The sequence below is a fragment of the Actinocatenispora thailandica genome (assembly GCF_016865425.1).
In the GTDB taxonomy this organism is placed as follows: domain Bacteria; phylum Actinomycetota; class Actinomycetes; order Mycobacteriales; family Micromonosporaceae; genus Actinocatenispora; species Actinocatenispora thailandica.
Map to the genome: position 1 here is coordinate 6,012,113 of NZ_AP023355.1, position 22,622 is coordinate 6,034,734.

At 73.5% G+C, this 22,622-nt stretch carries 16 protein-coding genes and 2 pseudogenes; 4 read left to right on the top strand and 14 right to left on the bottom strand.

From position 1 onward, the window contains the following. Positions 1–33: 33 nt before the first annotated feature. The 4 genes from Athai_RS26925 to Athai_RS26940 form a co-directional block, all read right to left on the bottom strand. The gene (locus tag Athai_RS26925) at positions 34–1,524 is read right to left on the bottom strand and encodes a complex I subunit 4 family protein (protein WP_203964070.1); all 1,491 of its coding nucleotides are present in this window, start codon (positions 1,522–1,524) and stop codon (positions 34–36) included. Positions 1,525–1,591: 67 nt separating this feature from the next. Beyond that, the gene (locus tag Athai_RS26930; protein WP_203964071.1) at positions 1,592–3,520 is read right to left on the bottom strand and encodes an NADH-quinone oxidoreductase subunit 5 family protein; all 1,929 of its coding nucleotides are present in this window, start codon (positions 3,518–3,520) and stop codon (positions 1,592–1,594) included. Further along, the gene (gene nuoK, locus Athai_RS26935; RefSeq protein ID WP_203964072.1) at positions 3,517–3,921 is read right to left on the bottom strand and encodes an NADH-quinone oxidoreductase subunit NuoK; all 405 of its coding nucleotides are present in this window, start codon (positions 3,919–3,921) and stop codon (positions 3,517–3,519) included. The genes Athai_RS26930 and nuoK overlap by 4 nt, the downstream gene beginning before the upstream one ends. Continuing rightward, the gene (locus tag Athai_RS26940; protein WP_203966253.1) at positions 3,921–4,508 is read right to left on the bottom strand and encodes an NADH-quinone oxidoreductase subunit J family protein; all 588 of its coding nucleotides are present in this window, start codon (positions 4,506–4,508) and stop codon (positions 3,921–3,923) included. The genes nuoK and Athai_RS26940 overlap by 1 nt, the downstream gene beginning before the upstream one ends. 124 nt (positions 4,509–4,632) lie before the next feature. On the opposite strand from Athai_RS26940, the gene Athai_RS26945 reads away from it, so the two are divergent. Continuing rightward, a complete protein-coding gene (locus tag Athai_RS26945) occupies positions 4,633–5,304 on the top strand; it encodes an alpha/beta fold hydrolase (RefSeq protein ID WP_203964073.1) in 672 nt (223 codons plus the stop codon). Positions 5,305–5,345: 41 nt separating this feature from the next. Here the strand turns inward: Athai_RS26945 and Athai_RS26950 are convergent. Next, a pseudogene (locus Athai_RS26950) lies at positions 5,346–5,922 on the bottom strand (NuoI/complex I 23 kDa subunit family protein). Between the two features lie 163 nt (positions 5,923–6,085). Between Athai_RS26950 and Athai_RS26955 the strand changes: the two are divergent. Beyond that, complete coding sequence (locus tag Athai_RS26955) at positions 6,086–7,072, top strand: aldo/keto reductase (protein WP_203964075.1); 987 nt, start codon at positions 6,086–6,088, stop codon at positions 7,070–7,072. Positions 7,073–7,115: 43 nt separating this feature from the next. On the opposite strand, the gene Athai_RS26960 is transcribed toward Athai_RS26955, so the two are convergent. The 8 genes and pseudogenes from Athai_RS26960 to Athai_RS26995 form a co-directional block, all read right to left on the bottom strand. Then, positions 7,116–8,852 carry a hypothetical protein gene (locus Athai_RS26960; RefSeq protein WP_203964076.1) on the bottom strand — a complete coding sequence of 579 codons (1,737 nt, stop codon included), beginning with the start codon at positions 8,850–8,852 and terminating at the stop codon, positions 7,116–7,118. A 300-nt stretch (positions 8,853–9,152) separates the two neighbouring features. Then, positions 9,153–11,030 carry a hypothetical protein gene (locus tag Athai_RS26965; RefSeq protein WP_203964077.1) on the bottom strand — a complete coding sequence of 626 codons (1,878 nt, stop codon included), beginning with the start codon at positions 11,028–11,030 and terminating at the stop codon, positions 9,153–9,155. A gap of 1,074 nt (positions 11,031–12,104) precedes the next feature. After that, positions 12,105–13,856: a hypothetical protein gene (locus Athai_RS26970; protein ID WP_203964078.1), complete on the bottom strand. Its 1,752-nt coding sequence runs from the start codon at positions 13,854–13,856 to the stop codon at positions 12,105–12,107. Between the two features lie 367 nt (positions 13,857–14,223). After that, positions 14,224–15,291 (bottom strand): IS110 family RNA-guided transposase, encoded by a 1,068-nt coding sequence (locus Athai_RS26975; RefSeq protein WP_203964079.1) that lies wholly within the window; start codon positions 15,289–15,291, stop codon positions 14,224–14,226. A 260-nt stretch (positions 15,292–15,551) separates the two neighbouring features. Beyond that, complete coding sequence (locus Athai_RS26980) at positions 15,552–16,511, bottom strand: complex I subunit 1/NuoH family protein (RefSeq protein WP_203964080.1); 960 nt, start codon at positions 16,509–16,511, stop codon at positions 15,552–15,554. Between the two features lies 1 nt (position 16,512). After that, positions 16,513–17,184, bottom strand: a pseudogene (locus Athai_RS26985) (NADH-quinone oxidoreductase subunit C); the annotation flags it as partial. A 123-nt stretch (positions 17,185–17,307) separates the two neighbouring features. Next, positions 17,308–17,910 (bottom strand): NADH-quinone oxidoreductase subunit B, encoded by a 603-nt coding sequence (locus Athai_RS26990; protein WP_203964081.1) that lies wholly within the window; start codon positions 17,908–17,910, stop codon positions 17,308–17,310. A 99-nt stretch (positions 17,911–18,009) separates the two neighbouring features. Continuing rightward, positions 18,010–18,381 carry an NADH-quinone oxidoreductase subunit A gene (locus Athai_RS26995; RefSeq protein ID WP_203964082.1) on the bottom strand — a complete coding sequence of 124 codons (372 nt, stop codon included), beginning with the start codon at positions 18,379–18,381 and terminating at the stop codon, positions 18,010–18,012. 214 nt (positions 18,382–18,595) lie between these two features. On the opposite strand from Athai_RS26995, the gene Athai_RS27000 reads away from it, so the two are divergent. Further along, positions 18,596–18,838 carry a hypothetical protein gene (locus Athai_RS27000; protein ID WP_203964083.1) on the top strand — a complete coding sequence of 81 codons (243 nt, stop codon included), beginning with the start codon at positions 18,596–18,598 and terminating at the stop codon, positions 18,836–18,838. Positions 18,839–18,982: 144 nt separating this feature from the next. Here Athai_RS27000 and Athai_RS27005 read toward each other — a convergent pair whose 3' ends face one another. Beyond that, the gene (locus Athai_RS27005; RefSeq protein WP_203964084.1) at positions 18,983–20,494 is read right to left on the bottom strand and encodes a molybdopterin-dependent oxidoreductase; all 1,512 of its coding nucleotides are present in this window, start codon (positions 20,492–20,494) and stop codon (positions 18,983–18,985) included. A 244-nt stretch (positions 20,495–20,738) separates the two neighbouring features. Between Athai_RS27005 and Athai_RS27010 the strand changes: the two genes are divergently transcribed. Next, on the top strand, positions 20,739–22,601 hold the full coding sequence (locus tag Athai_RS27010) for a 2-oxoacid:acceptor oxidoreductase subunit alpha (protein WP_203964085.1): 1,863 nt from the start codon (positions 20,739–20,741) through the stop codon (positions 22,599–22,601). The last annotated feature ends 21 nt before the right edge of the window (positions 22,602–22,622 follow it).

A 22,622-nucleotide genomic window follows, 5' to 3' on the forward strand; every position in this document is an offset into this window, starting at 1 on the left:
CCGCGAACGGGTGGTCGGGTCGGGCGGCACAGCTCATCGGCCGACCACCTCGATCAGGGCGCGGACCGGCGGCGCGGTGAGCGCGAGCACCAGCGCCGGGGCCACGCCGACCGCGATGGCCAGCAGTACCAGCGGAGACCAGGCGGCCAGTTCCGGCCGGGTCAGCGCGCGGGGGCGCAGCGCGGCGATCGCCGGGGCGGCCGGCCCGTGCGTGACCCGGCGCAGCAACCGGAGGAAGTACGCCGCGGCGAGGGCGCCGCCGAACGCGGCGAGCACACCCAACAGGATCCACAGTGGGCCGCCGTGCCGGATCGCCGCGTACACGGTGAAGAACTCGCCCCAGAAGCCGGCGAGGCCGGGCAGGCCGAGCGACCCGATCGCGGCGAAGCCGAGCAGCCCGGCCAGCCCCGGCGCCACCTCGCGCAGGCCGCCGAGCCGAGCCAGCTCGCCGGTACCGGTGCGGTCCTTGATCGCGCCGGCCAGGAAGAACAGCAGCCCGGTGAGCAGCCCGTGGGCGATGTTGCCGATCAGCGCCGCCTGGAAGCCGGTCCCGGTCAGGGTGGCGACGGCCAGCACCACGAAACCCATGTGACCGACCGACGAGTACGCGATCAGCCGTTTCAGCTCGGTCTGCCGCAGGCAGACCAGCGCACCGACCAGGATCGCCGCGGTGGCCAGCACGCCGAGCACCCAGGACGCGGCGCGCGCGCCGTCCGGCAGCACCCCGACCGCGACCCGCAGCAGCCCGTAGGTGCCCATCTTCAACAGCACGCCGGCCAGGATCACCGAACCCACCGTCGGCGCCTCGGTGTGCGCGTCCGGCAGCCAGGTGTGCAGCGGCCACAGCGGGCTCTTCACCGCGAACGCCACCGCGAGCAGCGTGAACGCCAGCAGCTGGGTACCGCCGGAGAGCCCGGCGCCGCCGCGATCGGACAGCGTCACCAGATCGGCCGTCCCGGCGTGCACCACGACGACGAACACGCCGACCAGCAACAGCACCGACCCGAACAGCGTGTACAGCACGAACTTGGTCGCCGCGGCCCGGCGCCCCGGGCCACCCCAGCCGACGATCACCGCGTACATCGGAAGCAGCACGACCTCGAAGAACACGAAGAACAGCACCAGGTCCAGCGACTCGAACACGCCCACGATGCCGACCTCGATCACCAGCAGCAGCGCCACCAGGTACCGGCCGGGCAGCGTGCCGGGCGCGCGCCGGACCGTGTAACCGCAGCACAGCAACGTCAGCAGCGTGGTCAGCAGCACGAGCGGCCAGGAGATGCCATCCACCCCGAGGTGGAACCGGATGTCCAGGGCGGGCGCCCACGCCAGGTCGAGCTGGTGCCACGGGGCGATCGCATGGTGGCCGGCCGGGGTGCCGTGCCAGGCGAGCGGCAGGGTGGCGAGGAACGCGACGGCCGCCGCGCCGGTACCGACCAGCCGGCCGGTGCGGTCCGGCAGCAGCGCGGCGAGCACCGCACCGAGCGCCGGCACCGCCAGCAACACCACCAACAGCGCGCTCATCGGCCGCCCCCCTCCGCCGGAAGCCCGCGCCGGCACCGCCCGCCGCCTCCCTGCCTCGCCGGCCGGCTCACCGCGCACCTCCGACGAGCACGGCGACGAGCGCGAGCAGCACCGCGCCGCCGAGTACCGCGACGAGGGAGCGGGGCAGGCCGGTGTGCAGCCGGGCCAGCCGCCGGGCGAGCCGCACCGCGCCGGATCCGACGCCGCGGACCGCCCCGTCCACGACCCGCGCGTCACCCAGCCACACGGTGGTGGCGAGCGCCTGGACCGGCCGCACCACCAGGGCGCGCTGCGCGTCGTCGAACCGGAACCCGGCCCGCAGTACCGGGGCCGCCCGGCCGAGCACCCGGGCCGGATCGGCGGCGGTGTCCCGGCGCCAGACCAGCACCGCCGCGGCCACCCCGAGCGCGACGAGCGCCAGCCCGATGCCCATCGTGACCGGGTCCAGGTCCTGCCGGCCGATCGGCAGCAGGTGGCTGCCCGGCACCCCGGACGGCAGGTACTCGGCGTACCTGCGCGGCGTGTAGGCGAACCAGCCGAAGTCGGCGCGCGGGTTGTGGCTCGGCACCAGCTCGATCAGCCCGAGCAGCGTCGCCGGGATCGCGAGCAGCACCAGCGGTATCCACATCGACCGGGCCGGCTCGTGCCCGGCCGGGCCGCGCCGGGCACCGAAGAAGGTCCGCAGCCACAGCCGCGTCACGTACCAGGCGGTGATCGCGACGGTGGCCAGCCCGCACACCAGGACCAGCCAGCCGATCAGGGCGGGTGCGGCGCCGAGGCCGTTGGTGGCCTGCTGCGCGGCGGACAGGATCGAGTCCTTGCTCCAGAAGCCCGAGAACGGTGGCACCCCGGCCAGCGCCGCCAACCCGATCGTCATCGTCACGAACGTGACCGGCATGCCACGGCGCAGCCCACCCATCCGGCTCATCAGGTTGCTGCCGGCGGCGTGGATCACCGAGCCGGCGGCGAGGAACAGCAGCGCCTTGAACGCGGCGTGGGTGAGCAGGTGGAAGATCGCGGCGCGGTCCGAGCCGACCGCGAGCGCGCCGGCCATGTACGCGAGCTGGCTGACCGTGGACCAGGCGAGCACCCGCTTGAGGTCGTCGGCGGCGGTCGCGGCGAGCGCGCCGAGCAGCATCGTCACCGCCGCCATCAGCCCCAGCACCACCAGCGCCGGCTTCGAGGTGACGAACAGCGGGTACAGCCGGGTGACCACGTAGATGCCGGCGGCGACCATCGTCGCGGCGTGGATCAGTGCCGAGATCGGGGTCGGGCCGGCCATCGCGTCCGGCAGCCAGCTGTGCAGCGGGAACTGCGCGCTCTTGCCGGCCACCCCGGCGAGCAGCAGCAGCACCGCCGCGGTGACCCGGGCGTGGGACAGCTCGCCGGTGGCCGCGGCGGTGATCACGTCGTCGATGCGGAAGCTGCCCGCGCCGGTGCCGAGCAGGATCACGCCGAGCCAGAACCCGACGTCGCCGACCCGGGTGACCAGGAACGCCTTGACCGCGGCGGCCGGCGCGGTCGCGAGGCTGCGGTCGTGCCCGATCAGCAGGTACGAGCAGATGCCCATGACCTCCCAGCCGACCAGCAGCTGCACCAGATCGCCGGCCACCACCACGTCCAGCATCGCCGCGGTGAACAGGCTCACCTGCGCCGCGTACGGCCCGTACCGGTCGTCGCCGCGCAGGTAGGCGACCGAGTAGACCTGTACCAGCAGCGCCACCACGCCGACCGCGACGGCCACCGCACTGGCCACCGGGTCGACCGAGACACCGACCCGCACCGTCACACCCACCAGGTCGGCCAGCGTGCTGCCGGCCGCCACGTTCTGCGTCGTGGCCAGCAGCACCGTCGCGGCGGCCAGTGCCACCGCGGTCGCGGCGATGCCCAAACCGGCCGCGGCCCGCCGCGCACCCGGTCGTACCAGCAGACCGGCCAACCCGGCCGCGCCGGGCGCCGCCGGCAGCAGGATCGCCAACACCGTCGGCGTCATCACCGCGCCTCCCCGGCGTCCGTGTCCGCCGCGGTGACGGCAGCGGTCTCCGGGTCGGCCGCGGTGCCCGCGGCGGGCGCCTTCGGGGCCGGGCCCGGGCCGGCCCGGCGGGTGTCCAGCAGGTCGGTGTCGACGCTGCCGCGGAGCCGGAAGAACCGCAGCACCACGGCGAGCCCGACGCCGACCTCGGCGGCGGCCAGCACGATCACGAACAGCGCGAACACCTGACCGGAACGCGGCACCCCGACCACGCTGGTGTCGGCCGTGACGAGGATCAGGTTGACCGCGTTGAGCATCAGCTCCAGCGACATCAGCAGCAGCACCGCGTTGCGCCGCACCAGCAGGCCGTAGCAGCCGACGCCGAACAGCAGCGCCGCGATCAGGTACGGGATCACCGGATGCATCAGCGACCCCGCCCGGCTCGCGGTGCCGCCGGCGGTCGGTCGCCGGTTCCGCCCGCCGCGGGCGGCCGGTCACCGCCGTGCGGCGTCCGCGCCGGGTCGCCGGCTCGCCGGGACAGCACGATCGCGCCGACCAGGGCAGCGAGCAGCAGCACGGACAGCACCTCGAACGGCAGCACCCACTGTCGGAACACGGCGCTGCCGATCCGCTCCGCGGTGCCCGGCGGCGGCTGCTCGACCCGGCTCCACCGGTACGCGTCGGCCAGCAGTGCGGCGAGCCCCAGGCCGGCGCCGCCGCCGACCAGCGCAGCCGGCAGCCGGGGCCGGTCGAGCTGCGTGCTGGGCCCGATCGGCGCCCTGGTCAGCATCACCGCGAACAGCAGCAGCACCACGACGGCACCGACGTAGAGCAGCACCTGGACCCAGGCGACGAGTTCGGCGGTGAGCACCAGGTAGCACCCGGCGACCCCGCCGAGCGCGACCACCAGCCACAGCCCGGCCCGGACCAGGTGCCGGCTGGTGACCACCAGCATGGCGGCGCCCAGCGTCACCACGCCGAGCGCCACCAGCAGTACGTCCGCGACCGTCACGGTTGCCATCCGCCCATGGTGATCCATCCTGCCGTGTCACCCCGCGTGGCGCGACAACCAGTCGACCCATGTCTGCACGGCAGGTAACATTCGACGGCTGTCGAACCGAGAGCGGGGAGGGCCGATGTCCACGTTCGTACTGGTGCCCGGAGCCTGGCACGGCGGCTGGTGCTGGGCGCCGGTGGCCGACCGGCTGCGGGCCGCCGGCCACCGGGTCCTCACCCCGACCCTGACCGGCCTGGACGGCGCCGAACCGCGGCCCGACGTCGGGCTCGGTACCCACGCCGACGACGTCGTCGCGCTGCTGGCCACCGAGGACCTCACCGAGGTGGTACTGGTCGGGCACAGCTACGCCGGCCTGGTCGTGCGGCAGGCGGCGGACCGGGTACCGGAGCGGGTGGCACGGCTGGTCCTGGTCGACGCCTGGGCGGGGCCGGACGGCGCCAGCATGGACAGCCTGGCGCCCGAACCGTTCCGCCGCTGGGTCGACCGGAACACCGCGAACGGGCTGATCGCGGTGCCGCCGCCGCGGATGGTCGGCATCGACGACCCGGACCAGGTCGCCTGGCTGACGCCGCGACTGGTACCGCAGCCGCGCCGGACGTTCGCCGAACCGACCGTGTTGACCGGCCGGGTCGAGGCGCTGCCCTGCCGGGCGATCGTCTGCGTGCCGGACAACGGGATGCCCTTCGGCACCTGGGCGCGCGAGTTCGGCTGGCCGGTGGACGAGATCGGCACCGGCCACGACGCGATGCTCACCGCGCCCGACGAGCTGACCGCGCTGCTGTCGACGTGACCGCCGGCCGGGCGGCGCGCGCCGGCCGGCCGGGTGTGCCGTCACCCGGAGCGCCCCTCGGCGGCCCCGGGGCTACCGGCCGGGTCAGCGCGGTGGGCGGGTGACGCGACCGCGGCCGCCCCGTTCGGCGGCGGTGACCTCCTTGGCCGGCTCGCCGTTCGGGTCGTGCGCGGGCGGCGCCGGTACCGTCGCCATCCACTCGCCGAGCCGGTCCGACTCGTGCATCATGTCGCGGATGTCGTACTCGGCGTACTCGAACTCGGGCGACCAGTAGAGCGCGTCGAACGGGCACACCTCGACGCAGATCCCGCAGTACATGCAGAGCGAGAAGTCGATCGCGAACCGGTCCAGCACGTTCTTCTGCCGGGCCCTGGCCGCACCCTCCACCTGCACCGTCTCCTTGTGCGAGTCGATGTAGATGCACCAGTCGGGGCACTCCCGCGCGCACAGCATGCACGAGGTGCAGTTCTCCGCGAGCAGCGCGATCACGCCCCGGGACCGGGGTGGCAGCTCCGGCTGCACGTCCGGGTACTGCTCGGTCACGGCCGGGCGCACCATCGTCTTGAGCGTGGTGGCCAGCCCCTTCGCGAGCCCCTTGCCCGGTACCGATCCCGCCATGCACCCATCCTGCCACCGCCGCGGCCCGCCGGCAGCACACCCGCCGCGCCGCGCCCGGCCGGCTGCCCCGCTGCGGCGGCCGGCTGGCCCGATGCCGGCGGGCCGCCGCACCGGGGCCACGGCCTAGGCTGGCCCGGTCAGGCCTCGTGGGGAAGGAAACACCGTGGAGTACGTACGACTGGGCGGCAGCGGGCTGAAGGTGTCCCGGCTGTGCCTGGGCATGATGAGCTACGGCGATCCGGTCAACTGGCGCGAGTGGGTGCTGCCGGAGGCCGACGCCGCTCCGTTCGTCCGCCGCGCCACCGAAGCCGGGATCACCTTCTACGACACCGCCGACGTGTACTCGGTCGGGGTCAGCGAGGAGATCACCGGCCGGCTGCTGCGCCGCTTCTTCCAGCACCGCGAGGACTACGTGCTCGCCACCAAGGTGTGCAACCCGATGGGCGACGGGCCGTACGACCGGGGGCTGTCCCGCAAGCACATCATGGACTCGGTCGACGCCTCGCTGCGCCGGCTGGGCACCGACTACATCGACCTGTACCAGATCCACCGGTTCGATGCGGAGACGCCGATCGAGGAGACGATGGCGGCGCTGCACGACATCGTGCGCGCCGGCAAGGCCCGGTACATCGGGGCGTCCTCGATGTGGGCGTGGCAGTTCGCGAAGGCGCAGTACGCCGCGGACGCGCACGGCTGGACCCGGTTCGTGTCCATGCAGAACCACTACAACCTGGTCTACCGCGAGGAGGAACGGGAGATGATCCCGTTCTGCGCCGACCAGGGTGTCGGGATCCTGCCGTGGTCGCCGCTGGCCCGCGGCTTCCTCGCCGGCAACCGCGGCCGGGACGGGCAGCACACCGTCCGGGCCCGCACCGACCCGGGCAATCTGCGGTTCTACGACTACGACGAGACCGACTTCGCCGTCGCCGACCGGGTGGCGGACGTCGCCGACGCGCACGGCGTACCCGCGGCGCAGGTGGCGCTGGCGTGGCTGCTGCACCAGCCGGCCGTCACCTCGCCGATCGTCGGCGCCACCAAGCCGCACCACCTGGACGACGCGATCGCCGCCACCGAGCTGGCGCTGTCGGCCGACGAACTCGCCGCGCTGGCCGAGCCGTACCGGCCCAAGCCGATCTCCGGCCACTCCTGACCCGTACCGGTGGGAGGCGCGGCACGCCTCCCACCGGTTGCGGTCAGCCCAGGTCGGACGCGCGCACCGCGATCGCCCCGGTCCGGGTCACCACGGTGAGCGTCGCGATGCCGGCGAGGTTCTTGCCGGTGACACCGGCCGAACGCAGCGTGTCGGCCACCGCGTCGCCGGCCAGCCGGCAGAGCGGGCTGCGCGGCGTCGCCACCAGGACCAGTTCCGGGCGGAACCCTTCGGGCGTGTCGACGCTGCGGGACCGCTTCGCCGCGGCCAGCAGCTGGCTGCGCAGCCCCCGTACCGAGTCGGCGTTCAGCGGCACCGTGGTGACGACCCGCCGCTTCGTCAGGTCGTACAGCTCACCGGTGTGGTGCGTGCCGGCCGGGTCGGTGTAGCCGCCGACGGCGACCTTGTCGCCGTGCGCCCGGTGCCGGCGCCACGCCTCCTGATAGAGCGGCCGGTTCGACATCTCGAAGATGCCCGCGCCGGCCTTCGGATCGACCGACAGCGCACCGGCCCGCAGCATCGGCTCGGCGAGCCCCAAAGCCCCGGAGGCCGCGAGGTTCGACACCGCCTGCCAGGCAGTCTCGCCCGACCAGCCCTGCCCGACCAGCGAATCCAGCGCGCCGAAGAACTCGCCCGGCCCGGTCGTCGACAGCTGGTACCCGGTGACCGTGTCGTCGTTGACCGCGCCGGTTCCGAACACGTGCAGCACGGTCCGTAGGTCGTCGCCCTGCCAGCCTGGGGACAGCGGGACCAGCCGGAACCAGTACGACGAGTGGTGCGCCGAGGCCCACTTCCGCCAGCTCGCCGACCTCGTGGTGCACCAGACCCGCGCCGATCCGTTCGCATCCAGCTTCGGCAGCTTCGCCTGGCAGGTGCCGACGATGTGCTTGCCGGCCGAGTCGCTGCTGAACAGACCGATCGCGTGGCCGGGCCGGCTGGTGTCACCGCCGTCGACAGCGATCGTCGCTGACTCGGCGCAGGACACCTCGGTGCAGGCACCCTGCTTCAGGCTGGTCGGATCGGCCAGGTAGTGCGCCGGCGGGATCGGCGCGTCGCCGACCGCGTGCTGCCGCCGGGCGTAGTCGGCCGCGAAGCGCTTCCTGGCCACCACGGAGACCTCGGCGGTCAGTTCGCCCTTGACGCTGAGCCCGAACGTCGTCCCGGTGAACCCGGCGAGCCGGTACGGGGCGTCCGCCGTGACGTAGGCGACCGCGCCGCCGGGCAGCCGGTACGGGGTGACCGCGGTACGGCCGAGCCGGGTCGGGAAGCCGTCGGCCGGCACCGCGGCGTGCTTGCCGGTGCCGTTCGGCAGCAGCCCCTCCTGCAACCGGTTGGCCACGTTGCGCGGGGTCAGCTCGGAGAATGCCACCTTCAGCGTCCCCGGCTCCAGCTCCAGCCACTTGCCCACCCCGTACTCGGCCTGGTCCGGATGGATGGCCAGCAGGTACGGGCGATCGGCCCGTAGCCGGACCAGCCGCGGACCGACGAGGAAGTCCCCCTTGCCGCCGCCGATCGAGGCGGTTCCCACCGTGGTGGTGTCGGCACCGACCGTGGCGTCGAACGTCTCGACCGAACCGTCGTCCATCTCCCACAGGCTGCCGGCGAGGCGCAGCGCCGGCGCGGAGGCGAGCGCGGCGGTCGCGGTGAGCACCCGCTCGGTCGGCGGCGGCGCGGTCAGCTTGCGGTACAGCGGGATGCCGACCGCGGTACCGAGCACCGCCAGCGCGACGACGGCCGCCGCCGCGGCGAGCAGCGGCCACCGGCGCCGCCGCCGCACCACGACGGGAACCGCCGGCGGCGGCGCGGTGACGGCACCGTCCGGCCCGGACCCGGCCGCCTCCTGGCCCGACGTGGGTGCGGGTTCGGGTCGCTGGTCCGAAGCCGGCGCGCCGGACTCCGCGGACTGCTCCGAGGTCGGCGCGGCGGCTTCCGAAGCTGGCGCGCCGGACTCCGGGGACTGCTCCGAGGTCGGCGCGGCGGCTTCCGGTCGCCGGTCCGAAGCCGGCGCGCCGGGCTCCAGGGGCTGGTCCGGGTTCGACGGTGCAATGTCGTCGGGTTGTTGTGCGGGCACGTCGGATCCCTACTTGTGCAGTTGGTTCGGAGTGAGGGTGGCCGTACCGAAACCGGTGACGACCCGGATCCGGCGGATGCCGTGCAGCATCGCCGGGGTCAGCCCGGCCGCGCGCAGCCCGGCGGCGACGTCCTTGGCCGACGACCAGTACAGCGCGCTGCGCGGGCTGGCCGTGATCCGCAGCTGCCGCCCGAACCCGTCCGGCACGGCACCCTTGCGGGCCCGGTCGGCGGCGTGCTCGATGTCGGTGCGGGTCCGGCTCGTCGTGGCGACCTGCCCGGTGGTGACGGTGGCCTTCGCGGAGACGTCGATCAGGTCGGCCTTGACGATCGTCCCGTCCGGGTCCGTCCAGGATCCGAGGGCCAGCTTCCGCGACCCGGCCGCCGCACGCTCCTTCGCGGCGATCGCCGCCGGCAACTGGGCGGTACCGAACCAGTCGGGGAAGGTGTCCGGGTCGAGCGCGACCCGGTCCGCCATGACCAGCGGCTGCAGGACGCCCAACGCGCCGGCGTCGCTGATCGACATGGCGGCGGACACCGCCGCGGAGCCCTTCCAGCCGCCGACCGCGATCAGGTGATCGGCCATCCCCAGCAGGTCCTCGGACTGCGTCAGCGGCGACCCGTCGCTGTACATGTTCTCGACGCTGATTCCGGAGGTCAGCAGCGTGACCGCCTGGGTGGGGTGGTCGCCCGCCAGGCCCGGGTCGAACACCACGAGCCAGAACCAGTAGTGGCTGCCGTTGTGCGCGCCCATCACCCACCTGGTCCAGGCCGACGAGGTGGTGGTGCACGACGTGCGGCCGGAGTGGCCCGGCTTGATCGACGGCAGCTTCGCCACGCAGGTACCGATGATGTGCTTGCCGTTCTCGTCGCTGGTGAACACGCCGATCGCGTGGCCGGTCTTACCGGTACTCCCGGAGTCCGCCGTGACCAGCGCCGAGAGCGTGCACGAGTACGGGTCGCACTCGCCGACCTTGTCGTTGTGGTAGCTGGCGTCGTAGTGCGCCGGTTCCTTCGGATCGGCGTCGCCCAGGCCACCCGCGTACTTGTTCGCGGCCTTGCCGAAGGCCCCCTTGGTCAGGGTGGCCACGGTGAGGTCGAGGTAACCGCCGTCCACCATGCCGGGGCCACGGTCGATGCCAACCAGCCGGTACGGGGTGTCCGCGGTCACGAAGACCACCGAGCCGTTCGGCAGCCGGTACGGCGAGACCGCGGTGCCGCCGAGCGTCTGCGGGTACCGGGCGCCGGCCGGCACCGCGTGTGTCTCCGGATCGGCGATCGCGCGCAACCCCTTCCCGAGGTACTTCGCCAGCGCGGCCGGGGTGAGCTTGGTCGGATCGACGCTCAGCCCGGAGGTCTGGGTCGACCAGTGGTCGGCCAGGTAGAGCGCGGTGGTGGAGTCCACCGTGCGCCACCAGGAGCGGTCGCCGCGCAGGTAGGTGATGCCGTGCTGGACCAGCACGTCGGCGCTGCCGGCGGCGTCCTGGGCCTTGCCGTAGGCCCGCTTGCCGTCCAGCGACAGGGCAAGCCGCTGGGTGGCACCCTCCGGGGTGATCGACTCGCCGGTCAGCCGGATCGCCGGTGCGTGCCGCAGCGCGAGGAGTGCGGCCTGCACCTGCTCGGTCGGGGTGGCCCGGGTGAGCCGCTGGTACAGCGGGACACCGACCGCGCCGAGCACCAGCAGCAGCGCGACCGCCCCGGCCACCCAGGGCCAGCGCCGGCGGCGCCGCGGCGCCGGCGGAACCGGGAGGTACCCGGGCGGCAACGTCGCGGTCTGCGGGTCCCCCGGCAGCCCGATCATGATCCCCGGCGGCGGCTCCGTCGCACCCGGTACCGGCATGCCGGCCGGGGTCTCCGGCCCGCCCGGCAGCGCCGACGCGGACGGCACGAACGGTCCCGCCGCCCCGGCCGGGACCGGCGGCCCGTACGTCGGCCCAGCCGGCGCAGCCGGCCCAGCCGGCCCAGCCGGCCCAGCCAGGGAGGCTGGCGCGGCCGGCGGCACCGCACCGCCCGACGGCGGCACCGCACCGTCCGACGGCGAGACCGGGGCGCCCGGCGGCGGGACCGGGGCGCCCGGCGGCGCGGGCGGCCCGGCCGGTACGGATGGCGCTCCGGTGCCCGGCGCGGGCGGCGTGGGCGATGCGTCCGCAGCCGGCGTCTTCGCGGCGGCCGGAGCATCCCCGCCGGCCGGGGCATCCGGCACCGCCGGGGCATCCGGCGCGCCCGCCGCGTCCGCCGCACTCACAGCGTCCGCCGCACTCGCTGCGTCCGCCGCACTCACAGCGTCCGGAGCAGTCGCAGCGTCCAGAGCGGGCGAGCCATCGGCCTCGGCCGGCGCAGCGGAAGCGTCCCCGGCGGCGGGGGTATCCGGGGCCGCCGGGTCGTCCGGGGCGGGCGAGCCAACGGATGCGCCCGCGGCGGCTCGGGCGTCCGGAGCGGGCGCGGCATGCGGTGCGGGCGGGGCGTCGGGGGCGACCGACGAGGCCGGGGCGGGCGACGGGGCCGGAGCGGGCGACGCGTTCGGTGCGGGCGACGGGGCCGGAGCGGGCGACGCGTTCGGAGCGGGGATCGGATCGTGGGCAGGCTGGTCTACCGCGTCCGTGTCGGGATGCGGACGCTCGGGATCGGTCAAGGTGGGGATCTCCTGGATAGTTCGGGAACGGCGCGATTGCGCAGGTTAGCCAGGTCGAAACCGCCCAGGTACCGGCCGTACGGCCGATGACAGAGGCATCCGATCACGCCGTGATCGGGACATAACGACCCGGTCCGTGTCCCGGCGCGCAGCCCTACAGCTATGTGCAATTTGCGGACGTCAAGTTTCACAAGGCCGTACTGGGGTGTTACGGTCTCTGCACTCCCGGTCCGGCGACCGGGACCGTCCTGCGGGGGGTGCAGGAAGGGCCGCGACCAACACGGTCGCGGCCCTTTGCCGGTCGTGCACCGGCCAGCTCGTCGCGGCGGGTCAGCCCAGCGCCGCCGCGGACACGCTGCCGGTCCCCGCGCCGGTCACCAGTTCGACCCGGGCGATGTCTCGCACCGTCGTCCCGTGCACCCCCGCCGCGCGCAGCGTCGACGCGAGCGCCCGAGGATCGACGTGGTACAGCGCGCTGCCCGGCGCCACCACGATGCGCAGGCCGCGACGGAACCCGTCCGGCATCCGCTGCGCCCGGGCCCGCTTCGCGGCGGCCGCGACCGCCTTCCGCACACCGGCCGAAGACCTGTCGTCGAGCATCGCCGTCGTGACGACCCTCCGCCCGGACACGTCGAACACGTCACCGCGCTGCCGGGTACCGTCCGGATCGGTCCACGAGTCCACCGCGACCTTGCCCGCTCCGCTCGCCGCCAACCGGGCCGCCTCCCGGTACCGGTCCGGGTGCGCCGCGGCGGCGGTCGGCACGGCCAGCCGCCCCTTCTTCACCAGCGGTGGCACCAGCCCGAGCAGACCCTGCCCGGCGACCTCGTCGACCAGCGCCAGCGCCCGGTGCACCGACAGCTCCCGCTCGGTCACCAACCAGTCCGCGAACGCCAGTTCCTCGGCCGACTTGCCGACCGACTCCAGCACGATCCAGTCCATCGGCTGCAACGTGGCGCTGTTGAGGTCCAGTACCGCCTGGGTCTGGTCGCCGTCGTAGCCGGGTGACAGGGCGATCGACCGGAACCAGACGGAGCCGCCGTCGTGCGTCGCGGTGTACCGGTGCCAGGCGGCCCCACGGGTCGTGCACCAGACCCGCGCCGAACCGCCCGGCTTCAGGTGCGGCCGCTTCGCGACGCAGGTACCGACCGGAGTCTTGCCAGCGCGGTCGGCGAAGAAGACGCCGACCAGGTGGCCGGGTGCGCTGGTGTCCCCGTCGTCCGCCCGCACCAGCGACGACGCCGAGCACGAGTCGGGCGCGCAATGCCCGAACCTGCCCTCGGCCGGGTCGGTCGAGTAGGTCGCGGGCTCGGCGGGCGTGGCGTCGTCGTCGAAGCTGCGTCGGCCCTTCGCCATGGCAGCCCGCAGCCGGGACCGGTCGGCCGGTGCCACCGAGAGCGCGAGATGTCCGCCCGACTCGGCGAGACCGGGCGGCTCGTCGACCGCCACGACCCGGTACGGCCGGTGGCTCGTCAGGTAGGCGACCGCACCGTGCGGCAGCCGGTAGGCGTGCACCCCGACACCACCGATCCTGGTCGGGTACGCGGCGCCCGCGTCGACGGCGGCGTGCTTCGGGTCGCCCCGGCGCAGCCCGGAACGCAGGAAGCCGGCGATGCCGGCCGGGGTGAGCCGGCTCAGGTCGAGCGGCATCGTCTCGCCGGCGGCGATCCAGTGATCGGTCTGGTACCCGGCGTCGGACGGCGCGTTGGCGAGCAGCCAGCCGTGGTCGGCGCGCAGGTAGGTGTTGCCGTCCGCCGAGTACACCAGCGCGGTGCCGCCGGGACCGCGCAGCCGCCCGTACGTCTCCCCCTTGGTGCCCACGGTCATCTCCACCCGCTGCACCGGTCGGTCCTTCGTGCTCAACCCGCCCGCCAGCGACACCGCCGGGGCGGACCGCAGCGCCGCCGCGGCCGCGAGTACCCGGTCGGTCGGCGGCGCGAAGACCTCGCGGTAGAGCGGCGCGCCGACGACCACGCCGAGGAAGGCCAGCACGACGACGGCCGCGACCGCCGCGACCCACGGCCACCGGCGGCGGCGCCGGACCGGTACGGCCGGCTCCTCGGCGTCCGCCGAGACCAGCACCGTGGGGCCGTCGGCATCCCCGCGGTCCGCCGCGGGAAGACCGTCGGTAGCCCACCGAGCCGGCGCCGGCGGGTCGGCGGCGTCTCCCGCATCCTGATCGGCCGGGCCGGGAGACGCCGTGGCCGGGCGGTCCACAGGGGACGGTGGTGCGGGCTGACGCTGCTGTGCCGCCACGGATTCCTGCGGAGCATCGGGTTCTCGATCGGTCAAGGTGGGGATCCTCTGATCGGGCCGGGCAGTGCGCGAATCGGCATGCTAGCCGGGCGACGATCAACAGAACACCGGCCGTAAGGCCGAGGGCGGCCGGGCACCGGCGCCGCCACGGCGCGAACCGGCGCGACGGCGGGGCGGACGCTCCTATGGGTTGTCAAGGGGTGGCGGTGGGGTTGCCTGATTCGAGGAGTCGGTAGAGGTCTCGGGCGATGTAGCGTTTGAGGCAGCGTTTGATCTCTCGGTTGGTTTTGCCTTCGCGGGTGCGGCGGGCGGCGTAGGTGCGGGTGGCTTGGTCGTAGCGGATGCGGGATAGCACGATGGTGTGCAGAGCGCGGTTGAGTTGTCGGTCGCCGTGGCGGTTGAGTCGGTAGCGGTTGGTGGTTTGGCCGCTGTTGGCGGGGATGGGTGCGGCTCCGGCGAGCATGGCGAAGGCTGCCTCGGAATGGATCCGGCCGGGGTGGGACCAGGCGCAGAGCACGGTTGCGGCCACGATCGGTCCGATGCCTTTGCGTTGGAGTAGGTCGGGGCGCCAGGACCGCACGATGGCGTGGATGGCTTTCTGGTGTTGGGCGGCTTCTGCGGCCGCGGCGTGGGCCCGGCGGGCCAGGCAGCGCAGCACGGTGACGGTGGTGGTGGTTTCTGCGTCCCAGGATGGGTGAACGCGCAGGTGTGAGGCGGTGGTGAGCATGGCGGGCAGTTTCTGACCACGAAAACGGGTACGGATCTGTTCCGGGGCCGCGACCACCAGGCTGAACACCTGTCGCTGCGCATCGGTCGCGGCGTGGATCGCGGATCTACGGGCGGCCAGCAGTACCGACAAGGCTTGCCGGTCGCCGCCGCTGCGGGGGGTGCCTAGCCTGGTGCGGGACAGGGCTTCGCGGGCGGCGCGGATGGCGTCCAGCGGGTCGGACTTCGCGCCGTTACGCCGCTTGGTTCGTTCGGGGCGGTCGAGTTCGATGACCAGTTCGGCGTGGTGTTGCAGGTACCGGGTCGCACCGGCGCCGTGGCCGCCGGTGCCTTCGATTGCCCAGGCTCGTAGTGTTGCGTGCTGGTCGGCGAACTCCACCAGCTGGGCATAGCCGTCCGCGGTGGCCTCCACGGTGATCTGGCCGACCACCCCGCCGGTGCCGGCATCGACCACGGCCGCGGAATGGGTGTGCACATGAGTGTCGACACCTACCACGACATCGACCATCTCTCGAAGATCAGTCACACTGGTCATGCGTTCTCTCCTTGCCTGGAGCGGATGCGGTGTCCGGTCCGGTGCGGAGATCGGGCAGGACTGTGATGAGACACGCCGCGCGCCGTGAACGCTCGGCGGTCAAGCTCCTGATCAGGCCACCTACTCCGACTGGGCCGGGGGCCGACAACCGCGAACGGACAAGTCCACGCAAAGGCACGAAGCCAGTCAGGCGAAGGGTCACGCCCGCAGCTGCCGACCCACAGCCCAGCACCATCAGGCTGCGAAGAAAAGCCTCACAGTCAGGCGAGGGCGAGCCGAACGCCGACGGTCAGCACCAGCTGGGCCAGCGCGACCGGCACCAGCACCAGCCAGCAGAACCGCTGCAACTGGTCGGCCCGCAGCCGCGGGAACGTGACCCGCACCCAGATGATCACGAACGCCACGATCAGCACCTTGACCAGCGTCCACAGCCAGCCCAGCTGCGCGTCGAACGGGCCGCGCCAGCCGCCCAGGAACAGCACCGTGGTCAGCGCCGCCACCACCACGATCCCGACGTACTCGGCGAGCAGGAACAACGCGAACCGCAGCCCGGTGTACTCGGTCAGGTACCCGAAGACCAGCTCCGAGTCGGCGATCGGCATGTCGAACGGCGGCCGGCGCAGCTCGGCGATCCCCGCGGTGAGGAACACCAGCATCGCCGGCAGCTGCCAGGCCAGCCACCACGGCCGCCACGCCTCGACGATCCCGCCCAGCGACAGGGTGCCCGCCGCCATCGCGACACTCGCCGCGGCCAGCACGAACGGCAGCTCGTACGCGAGCAGTTGGGCCGCCGCCCGCAACCCGCCGAGCAGGCTGTACTTGTTGGCGCTGGACCAGGCCGCCATCAGCACCGCGACGACGCCGACCCCGACCACCGCGAGCACCAGGAACAGCCCGATGTCGAGCGCCTGGCCGACCAGCCCCGGCCCGAGTGGCAACACCAGCACGACCACCAGGTACGGCAGCAGCGCGACGATCGGCGCCGCCCGGAACACCGGGCGGTCGGCCGCGGCGGGTACCACCTCTTCCTTCTGCACGAACTTGACGCCGTCGGCGACGAGCTGGGCCCAACCGTGGAAACCGCCGGCGTACATCGGACCGAGCCGGCCCTGCATGTGCGCCATCACCTTGTGCTCGATCTGCCCGACGACCAGCGGCAACACCAGGAACGCGACGACCACGCCGGCGAGGCGCAGCACCAGCTCGGCCCACAGCGGCATCTACTCGCCCTCCCCGCTCGGCGGCTCCGCCGCACCGGAAGCTCCCGGCCGCGCCGCCCCGAGGCTCCCGGGGGCAGCGTGCCGGTCGAATCGGGCTCGGTGCCGGGACGGGGGCCGGCCACTCGTCGGGCGCCGGTACGCCGGGCGGCCGCATCGGCGCGCGCTTGCCGTGCTCACCGCCCGGTTCCTTGGCACCCGGCCACGCCTTCACCACGCGCGCGGCCAGGACGAAGTCCTTGCGCAACGGGTGGCCCTCGAACCCGTCCGGCAGCAGCAGCGGCGCGAGGTCCGGGTTGCCGGCGAAGCCGACACCGAACATCTCGTGCGTCTCCCGCTCGTGCCAGCCGGCACCCGGGTACACGTCGACGACGCTGGCCAGCACCGGAGCGTCGGCCGGCACCAGGGTGCGCAGCAGCAGCCCGCGCCGGCCGGCGACCGACCAGACGTGCGCGACGACGCGGAACCCGTCGGCGCCCTCGTCGACCGCGGACAGCCAGTCGAAGAAGTCGTAGCCGAGTTCGTCCCGGGCGGTGGACAGGGCCGCCACCCAGCGGTCCGCCGGGACGTCCACGGTCGGCCGGGCCCACTCGCCGCCGCCGGAGTCGGTACCGACCGCGTCGGCGCCGAACCGGCCGGCCAGCATCGCACCGGTCTCGGCCCCTTCACCACCCATGCCCGGATCGTAGTGCGCCGCACACCTGGCCCGCCGAGCCCGCCACCGCCGAACGCAACGTCGGACGAGGCGCCGGCCCGGCGCCGGTGCCCGGGACGGCGCAGCCGGGTCAGCGCGGGCAGGTCAGCGCGGGCGGACCGGGGCCGCGGTCAGCGCCGTGGCGCCGGTGCCACCGGCGCGGAGGGCGGCAGCACCCAGCGGGTCGTCCCGTCGGACCCCGCCGAGACCGGCCTGCTCCCGGGCGATCTTGTCCTGCAGCCGCAGGATGCCGTGCAGCAGCGCCTCGGGCCGCGGCGGGCAGCCCGGCACGTACACGTCGACGGGGATGATCTGGTCGACGCCCTTGGTGACCGAGTAGGAGTCCCAGTACGGCCCGCCGGAGTTGCTGCAGGCGCCGAACGAGATGACGTACTTCGGTTCGGCCATCTGGTCGTACAGCCGCTTGATCGCCGGCGCCATCTTGTCGGTGACGGTGCCGGAGACGACCATCAGATCGGCCTGCCGCGGGCCGTGCGCGAACGGGATGACGCCGAGCCGGATGAAGTCGTGCCGGCCCATCGACGCGGCGATGAACTCGATCGCGCAGCAGGCGAGGCCGAAGTTGAAGACCCAGAGCGAGTAGCGCCGGCCCCAGTTGAGCACGAACCGGATCGGCGCACCGAGCACCGCGGGCAGCCCGCCGCGCTCTCGCGGCCGCGGCTCCGGCAACGCGACAGGTCCGGTCATCGCGGGCACCCCCTCAGCACCAGTCTCGCAAGCCGGCGCCGGCACGCCCGGCCCGGTGGGCCGGCACCGCCGCGCCCGGCCGGCCGCCGGCGCACCGGGTCAGGTCCATCGCAGCACGCCCTTGCGCGCCGCGTACAGCAGGCCGAGCAGCAGGACCGCGACGAACACCGCCATCTCGATCAGCGTGTTGCGCCCGAACCCGGGCCGGGCGAACACCACCGCCCAGGGGAACAGGAAAACGCTCTCCACCGCGAACAGCACGTAGAGGTAGGCGTAGACGTAGTAGCGGATCTCGGCCTGCGCCCAGTTGCCGCCGACCGGATCGACGCCCGACTCGTACGTGGCGAGTTTGCCCGGGTTCGGCCGGTGTGGCCGCAGCGTCCGGTTCACCACGAACGCCGCGCCGAACAGCACCACCGCGAGCAGCAGCACGATCCCGAGCGTCAGGTACGAGCCGAGATAGCCAGACACGCCACAGAGGGTACGGGCAGATCACCGTTTCGGGCGACTCCGCGCCGGGTTCGGTGGCCGGCGAGTGGCACCATGGGGCCGTGCTGACGGCCCCGTTCCCCGCTCTTGCGGCCCCCGCCGACCCGGCGTGGGTCGGCACCAGCACGTGGCCCGCCCCAGCACCACTCGCGCCCCGGCCGCCCAGGAGCAGTCCCGCCGCGCACCGGAGCTGATGATGACCACAAGGCCAGACGACACGGGGATGCCCGGCAAGGTCCCGGCCACCGACGACGGTCCACGGTTCGAGAACCCGGACCGCGACCGCACCGGCGAGCCCGGTGGGATGGACGACGAGCGGCACCGCCGGGTGCGCCGCCGGCAGATGATCGGCGCGATCCTGGCGATCCTAGCAATCATCGTTTTTGCCCTCATCCAGGGGTTTCTGGGCGCTCCGAGCAAGATCCCCGGCACGCACTGACCCTCGCCGCCCGCGATCAGTCGTCCCGGACGATTCGCCCCCGGTGCGCACCCAGCTGGCCAGCCCGCCGTCGATGCGCCGGATCGACCACCCGGCGCCGGTTCGAGCGGGCCGGTTCGAGCGGGCCGGTTCGAGCGGGCCGGTTCAGTGGATGGTGACCCCGACCTGGTGCCAGCCGGTGGCGCCGTTCGGCGCCTCGCCGAGCACGTCGGCGGTCTGCCGGTAGCCGGACCGGTCGGTGGCGCGGACCCGCAGCACGTGCCGGCCCGGCGACGCGTCCCACCCGTACACCCACTGCCGCCAGGTGTCCGCGGTCGGTTCGGCGCCGAGCGTCGCGTCGTGCCAGCCGCCGTCGTCGACCTGCACCTCGACCCGGGCGATGCCGGTGTGCTGGGCCCAGGCGACGCCGGCCACCTGCACCCGGCCGGCCGACCTGCTCGTACCGTCGCGCGGGGTGTCGATGCGCGACTCGGTCTTGACCGGTGCGCGGGCGGAGTAGCCGCGCGGCACCCAGTAGGCGTCGTAGTCGGCGAACGTGGTCAGCTCCAGGTCGACCAGCCACTTGCAGGCCGACACGTACCCGTACAGGCCGGGCACCACCATCCGCACCGGGAACCCGTGCTTGACCGGCAGCGGCTCGCCGTTCATCGCGACCGCGAGCAGCGCGTCCCGGCCGTCCAGCACCGTGGCGGTCGGGGTACCGATCGTCATGCCGTCCACCGAGCGGCTCACCACCTGGTCGGCGCCGTCGTCGACGCCCGCCTCCCGCAGCAGGTCGGCGAGCCGGACACCGACCCAGCGGGCGTTGCCGATGTACCCGCCGCCGACCGGGTTGGACACGCAGCACAGCGTGATGTCCCGCTCGATGAGTGGCCTCTCCAGCAGCTGCCGGTACGTCAGGGTCAGCGGATGCGCCACCCGGCCGTGGATGCGCAGCCGCCAGTCCTCCGCGGTCAGCTGCGGGATCGTCAGCGCGGTGTCGATCCGGTAGAACGTCGCGTTGCTGGTACGCCAGCGCGCCAGCCCCGGCACGTCCAGCTCGGCGCCGGCCGGTACCGGCGGGGCCGGGCTCGCCGGCCGCGGGATCGTGACGTCCGCCCGGGACCGGGCCGCCGCGAACCGGCTGTGCTGCAACGCACGTCCGACGTAGCCCAGGCCGGCCGCCGCGGCCACCGACCCGCCGGCGAGCCACAGGAACCGGCGCCGCTCGTACCCGGCCGGGCTCATCGGCGCCGGTGGCCGGAGCAGGAGCAGCAGCACCCCGACGCCGACCGCGCCGGCCAGCACCGACGGCAACGGATCCAGCATCCCGGCATCCGGCCTGGTCATCGCGGCGACGACGCCGAGCGCGCCGAACCCGGCGACGCACAGTGCGCCGACCCGGCGGTACCGGCCGGCGAGCACGCCGACACCGGCCGCGGCCAGCGCGAGTACCAGGTAGATGCCGACCAGCAGCGCGGTCTTGTCGCTGGTGCCGAAGGTGCCGATCGCGAAGTCCTTCACCGCGGCCGGGGTGAGCTGGATCGCGGCGGCACCGATCGCGGCGACCGGCGCCGACTCGGGGCGGACGAATGCGGCCGCGAGTTCGGCGACGCCGACCGCCGCCGCCGCGGCGGCGATCCCGGCGCCGGCCCCCCGGACGTACCGATGCGTCATGCCTCCAGCATTGCCCCGTCCGCGCCGGCCGGACGGCCCGAGAAGATGACGATTCGCTGACGTACCGCCCCGTCGCACCGGGGTTAGTGGGATATCCAGTACGTGACCACCGCGATAGGACACCCTTACCGCTCCGACGTAGCATCAGCGGTAGAGGCGCCGTGAGGGTCTCAGGAAGAGGAACGGGCCGTCCTCCCACCGAAACGCGGATCCCCGGCCCGGCCGAGATGGAGGTAACCCGCCCGTGGCCAAGCAGGTCCGACAACTGGATCGGGTGGTCATCCGGTTCGCCGGCGACTCCGGCGACGGTATGCAGCTGACCGGGGACCGGTTCACCGCCGAGTCCGCGCAGCTGGGCAACGACCTCTCCACGTTGCCCAACTTCCCCGCCGAGATCCGCGCCCCCGCCGGCACCCTGCCCGGTGTGTCCAGCTTCCAGCTGCATTTCGCCGACTACGACATCCTCACCCCCGGCGACGCGCCGAACGTGCTGGTGGCGATGAACCCGGCCGCCCTCAAGGCGAACCTGCCGGACGTGCCGCGGGCGGCGGAGATCATCGTCAACACCGACGAGTTCACCAAGCGCAACCTGGCCAAGGTCGGCTACGACGTGAACCCGCTGGAGGACGGCACCCTCGACGCGTACGCGGTGCACGAGGTGCCGCTCACCTCGCTGACCGTGAAGGCGCTGGAGGCCTTCGACATCTCCAAGAAGGACGCCGAGCGGTCCAAGAACATGTTCGCGCTCGGCCTGCTGTCCTGGATGTACAACCGGTCGGTCGAGGGCACCGAGACGTTCCTGCGGAAGAAGTTCGCGGACCGGCCGGAGCTGGTCGAGGCGAACGTGACCGCGTTGAAGGCCGGCTGGAACTACGGCGAGACCACCGAGGACTTCGCGGTGCGGTACGAGGTGAAGCCGGCGAAGCTGCCGGCCGGCACCTACCGCAACATCACCGGCAACACCGCCCTGGCGTACGGCCTGATCGCCGCCAGCGTGCGGGCCGGCCTGCCGCTGTTCCTCGGCGCGTACCCGATCACGCCGGCCTCCGACGTGCTGCACGAGCTGAGCAAGCACAAGAAGTTCGGCGTGCTGACGTTCCAGGCCGAGGACGAGATCGCCGCCGTCGCCGCCGCGCTCGGCGCGTCGTACGGCGGGGCGCTGGGCGTCACCTCGACCTCCGGCCCCGGCGTCGCGCTCAAGGGCGAGACGATCGGCCTCGCTGTGATGCAGGAGCTGCCGCTGGTGATCTGCGACATCCAGCGCGCCGGCCCGTCCACCGGGATGCCGACCAAGACCGAGCAGGCCGACCTGAACATGGCGCTGTACGGTCGGCACGGCGAGTCGCCGGCCGCGGTGATCGCGGCGAGTTCCCCGTCCGACTGCTTCTACGCGGCGCTCGAAGCGGTCCGCATCGCGGTCACCTACCGGGTGCCGGTGCTGCTGCTGTCCGACGGCTACCTGGCGAACGGGTCGGAGCCGTGGCGGCTGCCGAAGGTGGCCGAGCTGCCGGAGATCACCGTCGACTTCGCCACCGCGCACAACCACGAGAACCCGGACGGCAGTACCGAGTTCTGGCCGTACCTGCGGGATCCCGAGACGCTCGCCCGACCGTGGGCGATCCCCGGTACACCCGGGCTGGAGCACCGCATCGGCGGCATCGAGAAGGCCGACGGCACCGGCAACATCTCGTACGACCCGGCCAACCACGACACGATGGTGCGGCTGCGGCAGGCGAAGGTCGACGCGATCGCCCGGGACATCCCGGACCTGGTCGCCGACGACCCGTCGGGTGAGGCCCGGGTGCTGGTGCTGGGCTGGGGCTCCACGTACGGGCCGATCGGCGCCGCGGTGCGCCGCATCCGGGACAACGGCCACCCCATCGCGCAGGCGCACCTGCGGCACCTGAACCCGTTGCCGGCGAACACCGAGGCGCTGCTGCGCAGCTACGACAAGGTCGTGGTGCCGGAGATGAACCTGGGCCAGCTGGCACAGCTGCTGCGGGCCAAGTTCCTGATCGACGTGATCGGCTACGACAAGGTGCGCGGGCTGCCGTTCACCGCGGGTGAGCTGGAGTCGGCGCTTGAGGAGATCGTGAAGAATGTCTGAGCCCGTGTCCCCGAACGGCCG

Coding starts and splice junctions, on each gene's coding strand:
- Athai_RS26925 (WP_203964070.1), bottom strand. CDS start 1,524: ATGAGCGCGCTGTTGGTGGTGTTGCTGGCGGTGCCGGCGCTCGGTGCG.
- nuoK (WP_203964072.1), bottom strand. CDS start 3,921: ATGCATCCGGTGATCCCGTACCTGATCGCGGCGCTGCTGTTCGGCGTC.
- Athai_RS26945 (WP_203964073.1), top strand. CDS start 4,633: ATGTCCACGTTCGTACTGGTGCCCGGAGCCTGGCACGGCGGCTGGTGC.
- Athai_RS26975 (WP_203964079.1), bottom strand. CDS start 15,291: ATGACCAGTGTGACTGATCTTCGAGAGATGGTCGATGTCGTGGTAGGT.
- Athai_RS26980 (WP_203964080.1), bottom strand. CDS start 16,511: ATGCCGCTGTGGGCCGAGCTGGTGCTGCGCCTCGCCGGCGTGGTCGTC.
- Athai_RS26990 (WP_203964081.1), bottom strand. CDS start 17,910: ATGACCGGACCTGTCGCGTTGCCGGAGCCGCGGCCGCGAGAGCGCGGC.
- Athai_RS27000 (WP_203964083.1), top strand. CDS start 18,596: ATGACCACAAGGCCAGACGACACGGGGATGCCCGGCAAGGTCCCGGCC.
- Athai_RS27005 (WP_203964084.1), bottom strand. CDS start 20,494: ATGACGCATCGGTACGTCCGGGGGGCCGGCGCCGGGATCGCCGCCGCG.